Raw genomic sequence first — 14935 nt, 5'->3', positions numbered from 1 at the left:
AAAAGCCAAGCGAAGCTCGGCTGTGTGAAATAAAAAATAGAGTTGAATCAAACGCGTAGTTAGCTTAAATTAAGTTGTATAAAGCGAGCAAGTCATCGTAAATGGATAGTAAATGCAAATAACAGGGATGCCAAGTTGATTACATCAATCAAGCTTAAAAAAAATTCCTACAGCATAAATCAAACCAACCTCGTTGTTCATCCGCCCGTTCAACAAATGATTCATTCACACAAACTGCGTGTGAATGAATACTAAATGTTAGTAGTACCACTATAGCAATTCAAAAAATAAAAATGAGGGGAAGAAAATGAATGAAGATGCATTTGAACAAGCGTTAGTAGCTTTTATAGCGGAGGCAAAAAAATCTGGCTTGGATGTTGAAAAAACTTCAATGGAAGCTAAAGCTGGGATAATGGGTAACAAAATTTATTCTTGGATCTCGACTAAAGAAAAGAATAAGGCAGTTGATGCTTTGGATGAAGCAATTGCCGAAGTATCTAAACTTAACCTATAGCGAAATCAGTCACGCGAGTCCCAAAAGACGGGAGCCATTTTTTGGGTCGCATGCTGGCAGTAATAGGTGTGGGACGGGCATCATTGATACTTCTTGCTGAAGGCTTTAAATAAAATCAAAAAACAAATCAAAGGTTATTGATGCCTGTACTGTCTTGTTTATTGTTGAAAACTTTGTTGAGTTTATGGGGAAGTAAATCATCTAGGATAGTCTATCAAACATAATTAGCGTTTATGGGTTCACTGGACATGAAATGTTGGATGAGCTTAGTTTAGTACATATGAATGGTCGGGTTTATGATCCTGTCATAGGAATAACACTATCGGGGACATGCATTGATAATAAATATGCATGTCCTTTAAGTATTGACAGCCTCTGGTGGGGATGCTGATGGATCAGCGGAAGGTCCTAAAGCTGAATTTTCCCATTCATCAGGCGGTACACTAGAATCAGATGGTGTTCTGAAAGTAGGCGCTAAAGTAGGCTTTGCTCAGGTTTAACGATGCCTGTCCTGAACGATATCTCGATGCACTTCATAACGCACCAAAATTTGAGAGTTTTATGGTACTAGATAAAAACGTAATCGAAGATATTAAAGCTTTCAGAAGAACATTGGAGTCATTTTCGAAAAGTGATTTTCCGTCAAAGACCTCTTTTTACAATTGTAGTGGATTTCCTAGAGGGTGTTGTGGAGATACTGCTGGTGTACTCGGCCTATTACTTACTATTAAACATAAAATGGAATGCTTTTATGTTTCTGCAACGGGACTTGGTAGTAATAATAGCTCTCATGCTTGGTTAGAAGTTAATGGTTCTATTGTCGACATAACCGCTGACCAATTTAATGAGGATGGATATGAAGTAGGTGCAGTGGTGATTGGAAATGATAGCCATTTTCATACCTTATTTCACAAGGTTGAGAAACGTTTATTTGACCCCAAAGATCCTCAATTGTCTCAAATATTAGCAGTCTACCAAAAAGTTATAGAAAAAATTAATGCGGAATAAAGGTTTAATGATGCCTGTCCTGAACGATATCTTATAATATCCACGTTAAAAGCTAACCAGAGATTGCATTAAAAGCTAATTATAATTTACACTAAAAGCTAGCGGGTGATTTCAGTAAAAGCTAATGGTGTTAACATGAATCAAGTGTCAAAAAAGCTCGCATATTCGTTAGAGCAATTAAAGCGATTGCAAGATAGCGGCATTATTGCTGTCCAATCGAAAATGCTTGAACGCACCGATAGAGAGCGCTTGACCAAGCATGGCTTCATTAAAGAAGTTATGCGAGGTTGGTATATTCCTTCAAGTCCAGATGAACAACAAGGTGATAGTACCGCCTGGTATACCTCTTTTTGGGACTTTTGTAACACTATCGGGGACATGCATTGATAATAAATATGCATGTCCTTTAAGTATTGACAGCCACTGGTGGGGATGCCGATGGATCAGCGGAAGGTCCTAAAGCTGAATTTTCCCATTCATCAGGCGGTACACTAGAATCAGATGGTGTTCTGAAAGTAGGCTTTGCTCAGGTTTGATGATGCCTGTCCTGAACGATATCTTTTATACGCATTATTGAAAAATAAAAATTGGTAACTATTTTTACCTTCAATTGGTTTTCTCGGGTACGAAAACTTTTGTTGGGTTTATGGGGAAAATGTGCCACCCGGCTTACGCGCCTACGGCGCTAAACCGGTCTAGTTAAAAAATATCAAACTTCTTATTCTTGAGGTTTATTAGCGGATAAAGGTCAACTTTATCCGTATTTTATATATGTATCCCCAAGTGACTATTATACCCACATGACTATGCTTGAGTGTCGGCTATTGCTTGTGCTTGCATGCTTAATTCAGCGGCTTTAAACACATGCGCTTGGGTCATTGCATTTTCTGTTCGATTAATGACATCTAAAATCAATTGGCCAAAATACGGAAAGCTACATTGACCAAAGCAGTCGATCTCTTGTTCTTTATTATTGTCGGTAATAAAGAGTTTAGAGGCGGGTGCCTGACGGGCGACGTCATTATATTTACGCACTTCAATATTGCCTTCGGTGCCAATAATAAATGTTCGACCATCGCCCCAAGTCGCTTGACCTTCAGGGGTAAACCAATCAACACGCGTGTAAAATGATGCGCCGTTGGGGCTGGTCATGGATATTTCGCCAAAGTCTTCTAAGCCCGGTTTATCGGCATTATTTAAGTTGGTCGCGCGCGAAAAATTGATTGTTGCTTCGGTTTCGCCCGTATAAGTTAAAAATTGTTCAACTTGATGCGAACCAATATCGGTTAAGATACCGCCGTACTGTGTTTTATCAAAAAACCAATCTGGGCGAGTGGCTTTTGCTAAACGGTGTGGGGCTAGGTTAATCACTTGCAGTACTCGGCCTATAGCACCTTGTTTTATGAGTTCACCTGCTTGCCAAGCGGCTTCATTGTGTAGTCGCTCGGCATAATAAACGGCGTATTTTTGCCCCGTTTGTTCAACAACTGATTTTACTTCATCTAGTTGGGCTAACGTTGTGAAAGGTGATTTATCGGTAAAGTAATCTTTGCCCGCTTGCATCACTTTTATACCAATACCCGATCGTAAATTTGGGATCGCGGCACTGGCAATGAGTTTGGTATCGGTGTCATTTAAGATTTGCTCAAAACTTTCAGCCATGGTTGCTTCTGGGTAACGCTCACAAAATGCGGCTAAACGCACAGGATCTGGATCGTAAACATATTTAAGGCTAGCACCGGCTTGCAACAAACCATTGGTTTGGCCGTTAATATGGCCATGATCTAAATACGCCACTGAGAAATGAAAGGGAGTATCACCCACAACATTAACCGGTTTACCGACTGGCGCGTAATTAGCACCATCTTTCATGTTAGCTGATTTTTTTTCTATGTTGTTTGTAGCGGTATGGTTTGAGTCACTCATGAGATATAACCTATTTTGACAAGAGTAGAATAAGTCACGCTGCTTAATACGGTTACAATACAAAGTAGCATGGCAATATTGATAAATAAGCGTTTATTACCCGTTGGCATGGCATTACCTAAATAACTCTTTTTGTTATTCAAAATAGCCCAGCCAATATAAGCAATCGGCAGTAAAAAACCACAAATAGCAGAAGTGGGTAATACAACATAAGCTCCCATGCTTGACCACACAAATACACCTAAAACGGCAGGGGTAGGGGCCAGTAAGGCAATCTTATATTTAAGGCTATTTTCAGGCCAGTTAAACATAGCGGCGGCAGCCGAGCCACAACACAACATATGCATAACTAACGAACCAACGGCCATGCCTAAAATGCCAAACGCAAAAATCATACGGCTAGTAAATTCGTCTAACCCGGCCGACATAAACAATGTACCGGCTTGGGTTGGGCTTAGCTTACCTTGAATATCCATATCTGAACCAAAAAAGGCGCCTGCTGCAGCAATTGAGATTAAACTGGTGACTAATACGTAAGGAATAACTAAACCTAGGCCTATGTCATAACGTGATAATTCAGCATGCGAGGGGGTCCACTTTTTATGTAATAAAGTATATCCATAAATAAAGGTCATATTGATGCCTACCGCACTACCCAAAGCCGCCATAACAACGGTGACACCTTGTTTGTCACTTGGAAAAGAAGACGGAATGTATCCGGCCATGACGGCTGACCAATCAATTTTGCCATTAAGTGATGCACTAATGACAACCCAAGCAAAGGCAATAACAATTAAGCTGCTTAAAATTTTGATGCCGGTTTCAAATATGACAACGGCGTTGCTTTGGCCTTTTCCGTGATCGCCGTATTTCCATGCGGTAAACGCACAACCAGCCCAAATAATTAAAGCCAAAAATAATAAATAAAGGTCACGTGTTAGGCTATTTTCATCTTCAATACCAAAGCCCGTACTCACAACGATAATTTCTTCAAGCATGCCGGCGCTGAGCGGATAATGCGCAAAACCCCAGATGATGCTTGACGCAAATGCGGCTATTGCCCAACCCCATGCAATGGGTGCATTAACATGCTTTTTCATTGATTCAAAAGGCGATTTTTGTGTTTGTAGTGTTTGGTGCGATAACGCAAACAACATGATACAACCTATGATCATCGCTACAGGTTGAACCCACAATAATTCGTAACCAAAAAGTGCACCGATGGTGAGTGATGTTACGGCGCTACCACCGCCTAGCGTCATGGCACCTTGCAACCAGCCTGGGCCACTTAATTTTACATATTTGGGTATGCGCGCATACCATGGCTTTTTAGACAAAGCTTGCAACATGAGTGCTTCGTCTGAATGAGCGCTAGGCTCAGTTGATGATGTTTGTTCATCGAGTTGAGTTGTTGTCATTATTATCTCTTTTATTTAACGCATTTTATATTATGCACTTTTGAATAGGGGTCATTCATTTAGTGGTTAACGATAAGACTTGCTCATATCGACCGTTGCTTGCGTGTTTGATTTAACACGAAGTGTTGAGTTTTCTATTTTTTGGTCAAGTACACTTTGATATCGCTCTCGATTGAGTGGTAACTTAATCGTTTGTTGTTGCCATGTTGATAGCAGCATGGCATTGGCCATATCAAGTGAAGCTAAGCCAGCCGCTGCGGGGGCGATCAAAGGTTCGTCATTTAAAATGGCTTGCACAAAATTGTTCATGATCACCGCATGTTGATTGACGGTTTCGGTGATCTTAATGGCTTCTGTGGTCACCTCTGGTGAACCAAACATCTCTGTGGTTGTATTACTGAATTCTGCGGTACTTTGACTATTGGTTTTTAAGGTTAAAACGCCGCTATCAAAATGCAAGCTGCCTTTATCACCGACTACATCAAAGCGGTTAACCCCTGGCACTTCACCGGTTGAACCAATAAATATCCCGGTTGTTTTATCGCCATAACGCAAATACGCGGTAACTTCATCTTCAACTTCAATATCATGATATTTACCAAATTCGCAAAACGCGGTGATCTCGGTTGGAACACCACATATCCATTGAAATATATCTAGGTTGTGAATACATTGATTAACTAATAAGCCACCGCCTTCGCCTTTCCAAGTTGCACGCCAGTCACTTACCTGAAAATAAATATTAGGTCTAAACCAGTTTGTCATTGTCCAATGTGTACGTTGGATTGGCCCCAGTAAACCTGAATCAACGATTTGCTTCATTTTGCTAAACGTCGGGTCGGTACGTTGATTAAGCATTAAAGCAAATTTTGTTTCTTTATTGGCGAGCGCGATCAGCTTTTCACCTTCTAAAGCCGAAAGCCCAATGGGCTTTTCTAACATGACATGAATATTTTTATCGAGCGCATACGCGGCCATTTCAAAATGCGCTAATGTTGGGGTCGCAATTAAAACGGCATCAACTAAACCCGAATCAATTAATTCTTGGTAGTGAGTAAAATGTGTTGCCTTTAATTCATCAACTAATGGCGTTTTATTACGGGTTGCTATGGCCGTTATTACGCACCCGCTCACGGCTTGGCTCGTTATATTATTTATATGCTGTTGTGCAATATTGCCGAGACCGATCACACCTAATCGAATGGGGTTTTTTATATTTTTAGTCATCATTTAGTGTCTTATATTTTAATTTGTTATTTAATTTCATTCGCACTTTGTGCAGTATAAGTTGTGGTTTGCAGCTTTGTTTGCTCACGAACTTCTGTGACCGTTGCCGTTGAAACTGGGGTTGCGTTGTTATCCCATTCATTACGGATGTAAGTCGCTATTGCCGCCAGATCAGCGTCTTTAAAACCGGCATTAGTTGCTAAGCCCGGCATGGTCATTGGCGTTTCATACAATTTACCATTAACTGTAATTGGGCCGGCTAGACCATGCAGCAATATAGCGGTTAAACGCGTTTGAGAGCCCGTAACCCATTCACTTTTATTTAAAGGTGGTACAAATTGATTACCTTCACCATCTGCGCCATGGCAACCAAAACAACCTGCTTTGCCATTAAATAATTCTTTACCCTGTGCAATTTGAGCGGCTACCGCTGCTGAATGTTTTTTAACTTGTTTTGCTTCAATTTTCAATTCACTTAACACCATTAATTGCTTACGAGCTTCAAGGTTAATGTTATGACTTTCAGCGGCCAAATAAGGCGATTCTTGATGACCTAAACTCGCAATAATAAAATCATCTATCGTGAAGGTATTGATTAATTGTGTTATCGCTGGCCATGCTTGATGTGTGCCTGCGGCTAAACTTAAAGCCGCATACGTTTCATTACTGGCTTGTTTTGCTTGTGTGTTTAACCAAGTTTGTAATACGGGCGTTGTTTTTACAAATTCAGCTAAACGATAAACACTTACTTTTACTTTATCGTTGGCCGTTTTGCCTGCTGCTTGTAATGTAGCAAAATCAATAGAGCCTAGGCCTTCTAATACCCATAACGCTTTTATCTGTGCTAAATGATTAGCGTGTGATGTCGCCATTTTTTTCAAAGCATTTACCGCTGATAAATCTTGCTTCATCACTAATAGTTGTTGTGCCATATCACGATGCCAGCCGTTGGCATGGGCTAAATAAGGCACAAGTTCGTTAGCCGATAATTTATCTAAATAATCAACTTTGGGTAATGGTTTATGCTTATATTTTAATCGGTATAAACGACCAATGTGTTTACTGCGTTCAAGATCGCGTTGTTTGATTTGATTAACCAAGTAACTGGTTAAAAAGGTGCGGTCTTGAATAATGCCGTGGTAAAAATCAACGAGGGTAATGGTACCATCAGGTGAGTTAACGGCATTAACGGGTCTAAATCTTTCATCGGTTGAGGCAATGATTTCTTGTTTATCAAACAAGTTTTTACCCGTCACGACACCTTGTTTATCTGTTATTTTTGTTGCCTTTATTAAATTGCCGGCCGGTTCATTGGCTAAACCAATGCCATAATACTGTTCGGCAAATTGATTGCCGCGATAGATTAATGGACCACAAGCTGATGTATGGCTTTTTAACTTAAAATCTTTTGTGTACATCTTGGTTTGGTAACCGCGATTAATTCCGGGTGTGACTCTGGCCGGATAAACATCATTGGTGCCAACACGTTGAGTTAAGCGTTTTTTAGCAAATTTGTGTTTAGGGTTACGGTTTGCAACATTGGGTATAAAAGAGGTGGTTAACAAAGGCGTTGAGTTAACATTAAAATAATGGCGTCCGTAATCATCTTGAGTTAAACCAAATTGGCCGCGAAACTCGGTTGTTGATCTGACCATTTTCCATAAATGATTACGGTAAATTTCTTTTGCATTGGCAGGTAAACTTGCGCTAAGTGGGTAGGGGCGATATCGATTACTTGATTTAGCATTGTAATACCAGTTATCTAAACTAAATAGAAGACCATTGGTTTTGTGTTCTAGGTTGCCACCTTTGGCGTATGTTGGGTCTACAACCTCGGTTTTTAGTGCTCTTATTTGCCCTTGATTTTCGTGGGTTTCAGTAAAATACAATTGCTCATTATCAGCCCATATAAAGCCACCGGGTACAAAAGCAAAGGCACGCGGTAATAATATTTTTTCAACGACAACTTGGCGATGGTCCATTTCACCATCTTGATCTGTGTCAGTTAAAACCACTATTTGGCTTTCTTTAAGGTTTTGCCCTGTGGCCTCAACATCTTGCATAAATGTGGTCATTTCGACAGCCCAGACACGACCTGCCGCATCATATTGCACAATAATAGGATCAAACAACAGTGGATCTTGAGCGACGACTTGGAGTTCAAAATCGTCATGTACTTTAAACGCGGCGAGTGCTTGTTCAATATTTAAAATAGGTGCGGGGGGTATTTGGTCATGTGGCACGACTTCAGACATGTCGTGGCCTTTTCTATCTCCCGGGTTCTTTTTAACTTGTTGTACTGGCTGTTTAGTTTTAATAACGGCTGTTTGTTCAGTTTGAGTTACTTTTTTGGGTTCGGTCGTGTGCTCAGGTTTTGATATATCACCTTCATTTTTTTGAAGGTCTTTTGCAGTATAACTGGATGTACACCCTGCAATAAGAAGGCTAAATAGTACAGGCAACGCGGGTGTTAAGGCTTTCATATCAATATTGTCCTTATTCACAAAAAAATCACAATTTAGTAAATGATGATTATATTAGATTAATATTGTTGATATTATGTTTAATTTGATTGTATTTAAATTGTGTAAGGTGGTCAAGCCTCTATATAGGTTAGCATATGGATATCTATTTTTATATATGTAAGTTTATGTTTTTGGCTTAATTTAAATCATTGATTATTAAGTATTATTTAATTAAATACCAAAAGAGTAAAAGCACTAACACTCAGTAATTGATTGTTATTTATACGACCAACAACCTGTTACTAAATTTAATATTATGATTGCTGAATTTGGCTAAGGGTCGCTAAACTAATAAAAGCTGAAGGTTTGTTAATTGGGTTATGATGATTTACTAAGCTTTTCGTGTTTAAGTTGAGTGACTTGGCTATAGTTATAGACGTTAGTGAAGGTAAATATGTTGCGAGTTAATAGTTGAAGGTTAATGGCTGAAGGTTAATGAGTGAGATCATCGCTGTATGTGAAACGAATAACAAGGCAAGATCTTGCTAAACAAAATCTTGCCTTATGCACAACGTTGTTAATTGTTCATGTGTTTAGTGACAAATTTATCAATCTCTTTCAACGCTTGTAAACGAGTCGTGTAAGAGCGCAAATGGTGACCTTCATCTTCAAGTTCGATTAGCGTCACGTCTTTATCAAAATCTTCTAATTCATCAAACATATCATCAGATTGAGAATAAGGAACAATAGAATCATCTTCGCCGTGAATTAATAACACGGGAGCTTGAATTTTTTCAGCAAAATTAATCGGGGAAATACTTTCTAAGAATTCGTCGCTGTCTTGACCCTCTGCAATGTTATTTTCCCAATAGGCGACAACCCAGTGATCACTACCGTGGTCTCTTTTTTCGGTTTTGAGCATTTCTTTTACGTCACTCACACCATTAACTGATACCACACACTTGTATAGCTCAGGTGTAAAAGCTGCACCGGCGAGAGCCGCGTAACCACCGTAACTACTGCCGACAATACATACTTTTTTAGGGTCAATTTTGCCTTTTGCACTTAAATGCGTAATGGCATCGGTTAAATCATCTTGCATTTTTCCGCCCCATTCACCGTGTCCTTTTTCTAAATGTGTACTGCCAAACCCAGATGAACCTCTAAATTGGGGTTGAATAACTAAATAACCACGACTCGCAAAATATTGTGCTTTCCAATTAAACCCGTATCTATCATAAGATGCAGGGCCGCCATGCGGCATGAGTATAGCGGGCAAGTTATCTTTTTTAACTAACTTGGCGGGGTAGGTTAATAATGTGGGTATGGCTAATCCATCTCGTGCTTTATAAGTGTATTCAATAACGGGGTTAACAAAATCAGGCGTTATTGATTTTCTGGCCGACGCTAAAAATGAAAAACTTCCATCTTTATACAAAATAAAATCACCCGATGAGCCTTCACCTTCAAGGTAAAACACTAAACTTGACCAAGATTCATCGTGATCGACTATTTTTATTGAGTTATTTGGCATCGCAGCTTGAATGGCTTTGATGGTTTTATCTAATTTTTTATCAAAAAAGCCGTAACTGGGTTTAAAACCGGAATAGCGAACACCTTTAACAACACGATTAATATCGGTAAAAACTTGTGCAACACTAGCATCTTCGCGGCCAAATATTGGTTCTGAAATAGTCCCATCTTTTAACGACATGGTAAAATAAGCACTGTTATCGGTTTTATTTGAGTAACCTAACATAACTAATGATTGTCTGTCTGGCGTTACACCAACAAAGGATTTATTACGATACTCCGTTTCTTCGAAAAATATTTTATGCCATTCATCATTTCGCCAGGCTTCAACAGTATGACGATTTTCTTTGTTGTTATAACGTTCACGCGCTAATGTGTTGCCTTGGTTATCTACAAACCAATCAACAACATCACTGTTGCCTTTTTTAAATCGGCGAGGTTCACGTTTTTTAGTTAAGTCGACGCGTAATAAATCATAACTTGGGTTTGTACCGTCTTTACCCACATAAGCAGGCATGTAAGCATAACGTTTGTCTGGAGATAAACCGACGATAGACCCTAATCCGGTTTGACCTCTATAAATGCCGTATCCAGGGGTTAATAATTGACGCAGTTCTTTTTCTTTTATGTCGTATACAAAAGCTGAACTCACATCATGTTTGCCGCGATAACCATGTAATTTTTTATATTCTGAAGCAACAAGAATAAGTTTATCATCAGATATAAAATACATGTGATTTGGGTTAATTTGAGATATATCAAATGCACCTAAGGTTTTCTTTTCTTGCATGTTGTAAACAACAACTAAATCTTTGTCAGCTGAAGATGCGCGATAAGCGATACGTTGCATGTTAGGCGACACTCGCATCATGGCCGTATTGGGTAGAGCGCCATAATTTTCAAGTGGTAATACTGATGTTTGAGTAGAAGCTGTAAACCCTTGAGCACTAAAGAGTGCTAAAAGTATAAATAGGTATTTTTTCATGATAAGTCCATTTTTTATCTGGTGTTTGTTTTCGTGTGTTATATGTGTGTTTATAAAAATAAATACCCTATACGATGTAGTAAATGTTCGCTAATAAGGTTTTAATATTCAGCGCGACAGTTTAACGAATTGTTACAAAAAAGCAATTGAGGTATGTGTTTGAGTGCTTGGTAATACAGCGTATAACAATGAATACGATTTCAGTTTTGGTCAGTTTACATGCGGATAGCAAGTGGCTTAATCGTTATTAAGTAAGTAATACAAGACTCTTTTTTTGGCTTACGTAAATTGTATTAATACCTAATTAGTTAGTGGTATTCTATTGATAGATTAACTTTTCTTGCCAGTATTCACCCGAATACTGGCATTTAATACTAGGGCGTGTTTATCTTTTGTGTATGCTTTTGCAGCCGTATTTGCACGATTTATACAAGGCAGAGCGATTGCGGTGTCGTTATTCTACATAAATGAGCGATAAAGACTTTATGCTTCTGCAAAGTCACCTTACCCCACATCCATGTGGGGCAACATAGTAGAAATAGTGCAAATGCGCTGCCCTTTGGGTTCAATCCAAAACGTTTTGCTCTTTGTTATTGGCTTTTGACGTAGAACCACTATGCCATCAAGCCAATGCCGCGATCAAAACGCCCTAGGCTGTCATCATCCGTTTGTTTAGGTTTTCTATGGCTATTTTAGCCGCTTTCCCGTTTTTTTGACTGAGTAAAGTTAATGTCTCGGGGTGAGTTGTTTGTGACGTGTGTGTCCTTTTTTGACACTCTGCTAGATCAACATTTAATTCGGTGATGTTTAAAGCCGCTATTCTTGCTTCTTGTTCAATAGTTAACGCTTGATGATCGATTAAGTGATAGAAAAAATAATGGTCTTTTGCCGTATCCATTAAATAGTTTATTTGTTCTGTATTATAAACATAAGTTTGGGCTAACCTCTGTGCATAATCTTTTTCTTTGCTTCGAATTAAATAGTCTACAACTTCAGGTGATAATTGTGTGTTTTTTTCAAATAAACGCACGGGTTTAGTACGCCAATTAAGGTCTTTTTTAGGCTGACTTAAATAAATTTGCAAAAACGGTAAATCAAGGCAATGCGCGTACATAGATAAACTGTACATGTCGATCATATCTGAATATTGACTTAATATTTCTTTCACTTGCTCTAGTGAGAGTTTTGCAGAAATTATAAATTGTTTATCTTGTTTTATATCGCAATTTCTTAATCCAAATAAGCAAATATCCGGATGACTATTTTCAATCATCATATATAAATAATCAGAACTCATTTGTTTAAATTGTTCAGCGAGTTCTAGCGTCATACTGGGTGAATGCAGCAATGTTTTAAATTGATTTTTGTATTGATAATGAGCTGTGTTTTGATCTGTAGCATTACGCTGTATATCAAATACGATACGTTCTAATAATGCTGAATCAGTGATTTTAGCGTGTAGCTCATTGTTTATGTCTGGATCGGCAGTTGGATATAGTTGGGTTAATGTATCACAAGGTTCGGCAGCTTTAATTGCATAACAACGTGTCTGGCTGCTGTATGCATCATTGATGGCTATATTTACAGCGTTGTTATGTAACGTTAATCGTTGCGTATCGGTTAATTCATGACGATATTGTATGTTATTGAGTAGTTTATATATTTCGGTTAGTACCTTATCTTCTTTTTCGTCGAGTAAATTGATTAGTTCAGATTGTGTCCAACGTCTATTTCTGCCTGTTAAGGCGGCTATCTTTACGGCTTGATCTTTATCTTTAGCTAAAATTCTGACGATGGCGTCAGGTATAGAATCTCGTTTTGCCAGAGTCAGTCTAACTTGTTTAACGGTGTCTTTAGTTAATAGCGTTAATATCTTAATATCAGATGAATTTCGAGCAAAGTGAACACGAGATGAAGAGTCACCTAAACTTTTGGGATCGTTTTCATCTATATAATATGATGGGGCGCTTTTAGTTATATTACCTTTATATTCACTGAGTAATTTTTGTAAACCGGCGTCTTTATCTTGACTTAAAATATCTAAAATGGCTTGAGGTAATTTTTTAATATTGGTAACCAATAAGCGCTTAACCGCGAGTGAACCTTGTCTTGCGATCCCTTCGTAAATAAAACGCGTGTATTTAATATGTTTGTTGGTTTCGACTAAACGTTTAAAGAAATGTACATCATCAGAGAGGATATGTTGCTGTAATAAACAACGGTTAATAAAAAAACAAGATGATAATGTCCGGACATATGGCGTGTCATATTGTTGCAGTAGTAAATCAGTTATACATTGAAATACGCCATCATAACTCGCCGCTGATTCAATTCGCTCATTATCATAGCCATTAAAGCCTTTTGCACTGCGAGATAATTTTTTCTCTTTATTCGGGTTTTTATTGGCATCATCGGGTAAATAATACCCGAGTGTACGATATAAGCTTGGCACACAGTTAGGGTGCCTAACCATTCCTTTATTTACGACCAGAGGTAAGCGTGCTTTGTGTTCCATTATTTCATCTAGCACCGCTCTTGGTGTTTCAGGGTCACGTAAGTCGATCACATTTTTAGCCCAACCTGATTTAGTATTGGGCCGTGCTAATTCTTTTTTTAATGCGGCTTGCAACACATCTTCGTCATCATAAAATTGAGCAGCAAGTGACTGTGCTACTTCACTGCGTCTGTCGTTAGTGAGTTTAAGCGCAAGTGCTTTTGATATATGTGGGTTGTAAGCTAAATTAAGGTGTATATCGGGATCTAATGTTGAGAATAATGTTTGCAAGTGTATTGGGTTACGGGTACGCAATGCCGCACTTACTTTGGTCCAATGCTCATCTTCCTGCATTAATGCATCAAAATATTCTTCACCTGATAAATGATGGAAACCGCCAACGGCTCGAATAAAAGGATCGGGGTGTTTTAAGAATGCTGCGATCGTTTTCGCGGTTGTGTTAGGGGCTTTGTATAGATCTAAAGCTTGTTTGATTGTAATGGTGGGTATATCTAATTGCAGTGCTGCAGTTTTTTTTTCAAGTAAGGCTTGCTCAACGACAGAGGGCAAACTTGAATGTGATTGGAGTGACTTTATAACACGTTCGTCTGTGTCTTTCACAAAGTTTAATAAAATATCGGTCGGTGTTGCAGGGTTCATGATGAGCGTTTTTTTGACCGACACATTTTTGTCTTGTGCTAGCTGGTTAAATTGCACAATGCTAAGGTCGGTTCGACCCGCTAAAGATTGTCTAACTTTGGCTCTTTTATCATTAATATATTCATGAATAACTTCAGGGCGGGCTAGTTCTATTAATTTACAAAGGTCTGGTAAATTTAAATCCGGTTTAATGTTTTCTAAAATAAAATGAGGGATAAAAAAGTAATTTAATGAGAAAGAGTATTCACTTATAAAGTAGTAACTATTATAGACGGGGTGATGATATGTTGTGTCAGATAGATAAGGGTAAAGTATTTTGTAAATCTCATTGATATCACTTGGTTTTTTGATGTCGAGTTGTTGCCATTCTTTATTTATTTCATCATCTAAACAGCGTAATTCAAGTAAGGCAAGAGCGTCGGATTGATCAAATAACGCTGCTTTATACCATTGTAACGATTTGAGTATATTAAGCGGGCAATTAACATTATTTAAGAGTAAGTTAAAGCTAGCATCATCGAAATTTTGTGCTGCATACATAAAACACAAAGACATAAATATTGGGGTCGTATTGTCTTTTTCGAGTAATCGATTTAACTCTGCAGTTGTCGCATTTTCAATTAGTTGAATCATTAATTTAGTGTTTTTTGTTGAAGAGAATATACACTCAGAAGCCGCTAATGTGTCTAATGTTAAATTTTTCAT

General features: G+C 38.4%; 11 protein-coding genes. 5 read left to right on the top strand and 6 right to left on the bottom strand.

What is annotated here, in order from left to right; translation table 11 throughout:
* The first annotated feature begins 307 nt into the window (after positions 1–307).
* The 5 genes from DPX34_RS04500 (at position 308) to DPX34_RS22250 (ending at position 2058) form a co-directional block, all read left to right on the top strand.
* A complete protein-coding gene (locus DPX34_RS04500) occupies positions 308–514 on the top strand; it encodes a hypothetical protein (protein WP_111977214.1) in 207 nt (68 codons plus the stop codon).
* A 365-nt stretch (positions 515–879) separates the two neighbouring features.
* Complete coding sequence (locus tag DPX34_RS22255; RefSeq protein ID WP_269815508.1) at positions 880–1014, top strand: hypothetical protein; 135 nt, start codon at positions 880–882, stop codon at positions 1012–1014.
* Positions 1015–1075: 61 nt separating this feature from the next.
* Positions 1076–1522, top strand: coding sequence for a hypothetical protein (locus DPX34_RS04495; protein ID WP_157964616.1), 447 nt, complete (start codon positions 1076–1078; stop codon positions 1520–1522).
* A gap of 135 nt (positions 1523–1657) precedes the next feature.
* Entirely contained in the window at positions 1658–1909 is a 252-nt protein-coding gene (locus DPX34_RS04490) for a hypothetical protein (RefSeq protein ID WP_232824652.1), read from the top strand.
* A 26-nt stretch (positions 1910–1935) separates the two neighbouring features.
* On the top strand, positions 1936–2058 hold the full coding sequence (locus DPX34_RS22250) for a hypothetical protein (RefSeq protein ID WP_269815507.1): 123 nt from the start codon (positions 1936–1938) through the stop codon (positions 2056–2058).
* Positions 2059–2326: 268 nt separating this feature from the next.
* On the opposite strand, the gene DPX34_RS04485 is transcribed toward DPX34_RS22250, so the two are convergent.
* From DPX34_RS04485 to DPX34_RS04460, 6 genes are all read right to left on the bottom strand, one after another.
* Positions 2327–3448 (bottom strand): Gfo/Idh/MocA family protein, encoded by a 1122-nt coding sequence (locus DPX34_RS04485; protein WP_198673620.1) that lies wholly within the window; start codon positions 3446–3448, stop codon positions 2327–2329.
* Positions 3445–4866: a divalent metal cation transporter gene (locus tag DPX34_RS04480; protein ID WP_232824651.1), complete on the bottom strand. Its 1422-nt coding sequence runs from the start codon at positions 4864–4866 to the stop codon at positions 3445–3447. Before DPX34_RS04480 ends, DPX34_RS04485 begins: the two co-directional genes overlap by 4 nt.
* A 66-nt stretch (positions 4867–4932) precedes the next feature.
* Positions 4933–6096, bottom strand: a complete 1164-nt coding sequence (locus DPX34_RS04475; RefSeq protein ID WP_232824650.1) for a Gfo/Idh/MocA family protein — start codon at positions 6094–6096, stop codon at positions 4933–4935.
* 23 nt (positions 6097–6119) lie between these two features.
* The gene (locus tag DPX34_RS04470) at positions 6120–8576 is read right to left on the bottom strand and encodes a PVC-type heme-binding CxxCH protein (protein ID WP_111977212.1); all 2457 of its coding nucleotides are present in this window, start codon (positions 8574–8576) and stop codon (positions 6120–6122) included.
* A 559-nt stretch (positions 8577–9135) separates the two neighbouring features.
* Positions 9136–11076, bottom strand: a complete 1941-nt coding sequence (locus DPX34_RS04465) for an alpha/beta hydrolase family protein (RefSeq protein WP_111977211.1) — start codon at positions 11074–11076, stop codon at positions 9136–9138.
* 649 nt (positions 11077–11725) lie between these two features.
* The gene (locus DPX34_RS04460) at positions 11726–14935 is read right to left on the bottom strand and encodes a hypothetical protein (RefSeq protein ID WP_111977210.1); all 3210 of its coding nucleotides are present in this window, start codon (positions 14933–14935) and stop codon (positions 11726–11728) included.

The organism is Algibacillus agarilyticus (genome assembly GCF_003286125.1).
GTDB lineage: Bacteria > Pseudomonadota > Gammaproteobacteria > Enterobacterales > Alteromonadaceae > Algibacillus > Algibacillus agarilyticus.
This window is presented reverse-complemented; position numbering and strand designations above follow the sequence as displayed.

Coding starts and splice junctions, on each gene's coding strand:
- DPX34_RS04500 (WP_111977214.1), top strand. CDS start 308: ATGAATGAAGATGCATTTGAACAAGCGTTAGTAGCTTTTATAGCGGAG.
- DPX34_RS04495 (WP_157964616.1), top strand. CDS start 1,076: ATGGTACTAGATAAAAACGTAATCGAAGATATTAAAGCTTTCAGAAGA.
- DPX34_RS04490 (WP_232824652.1), top strand. CDS start 1,658: ATGAATCAAGTGTCAAAAAAGCTCGCATATTCGTTAGAGCAATTAAAG.
- DPX34_RS04485 (WP_198673620.1), bottom strand. CDS start 3,448: ATGAGTGACTCAAACCATACCGCTACAAACAACATAGAAAAAAAATCA.
- DPX34_RS04480 (WP_232824651.1), bottom strand. CDS start 4,866: ATGACAACAACTCAACTCGATGAACAAACATCATCAACTGAGCCTAGC.
- DPX34_RS04475 (WP_232824650.1), bottom strand. CDS start 6,096: ATGATGACTAAAAATATAAAAAACCCCATTCGATTAGGTGTGATCGGT.
- DPX34_RS04470 (WP_111977212.1), bottom strand. CDS start 8,576: ATGAAAGCCTTAACACCCGCGTTGCCTGTACTATTTAGCCTTCTTATT.
- DPX34_RS04465 (WP_111977211.1), bottom strand. CDS start 11,076: ATGAAAAAATACCTATTTATACTTTTAGCACTCTTTAGTGCTCAAGGG.
- DPX34_RS04460 (WP_111977210.1), bottom strand. CDS start 14,935: ATGAAAAATTTAACATTAGACACATTAGCGGCTTCTGAGTGTATATTC.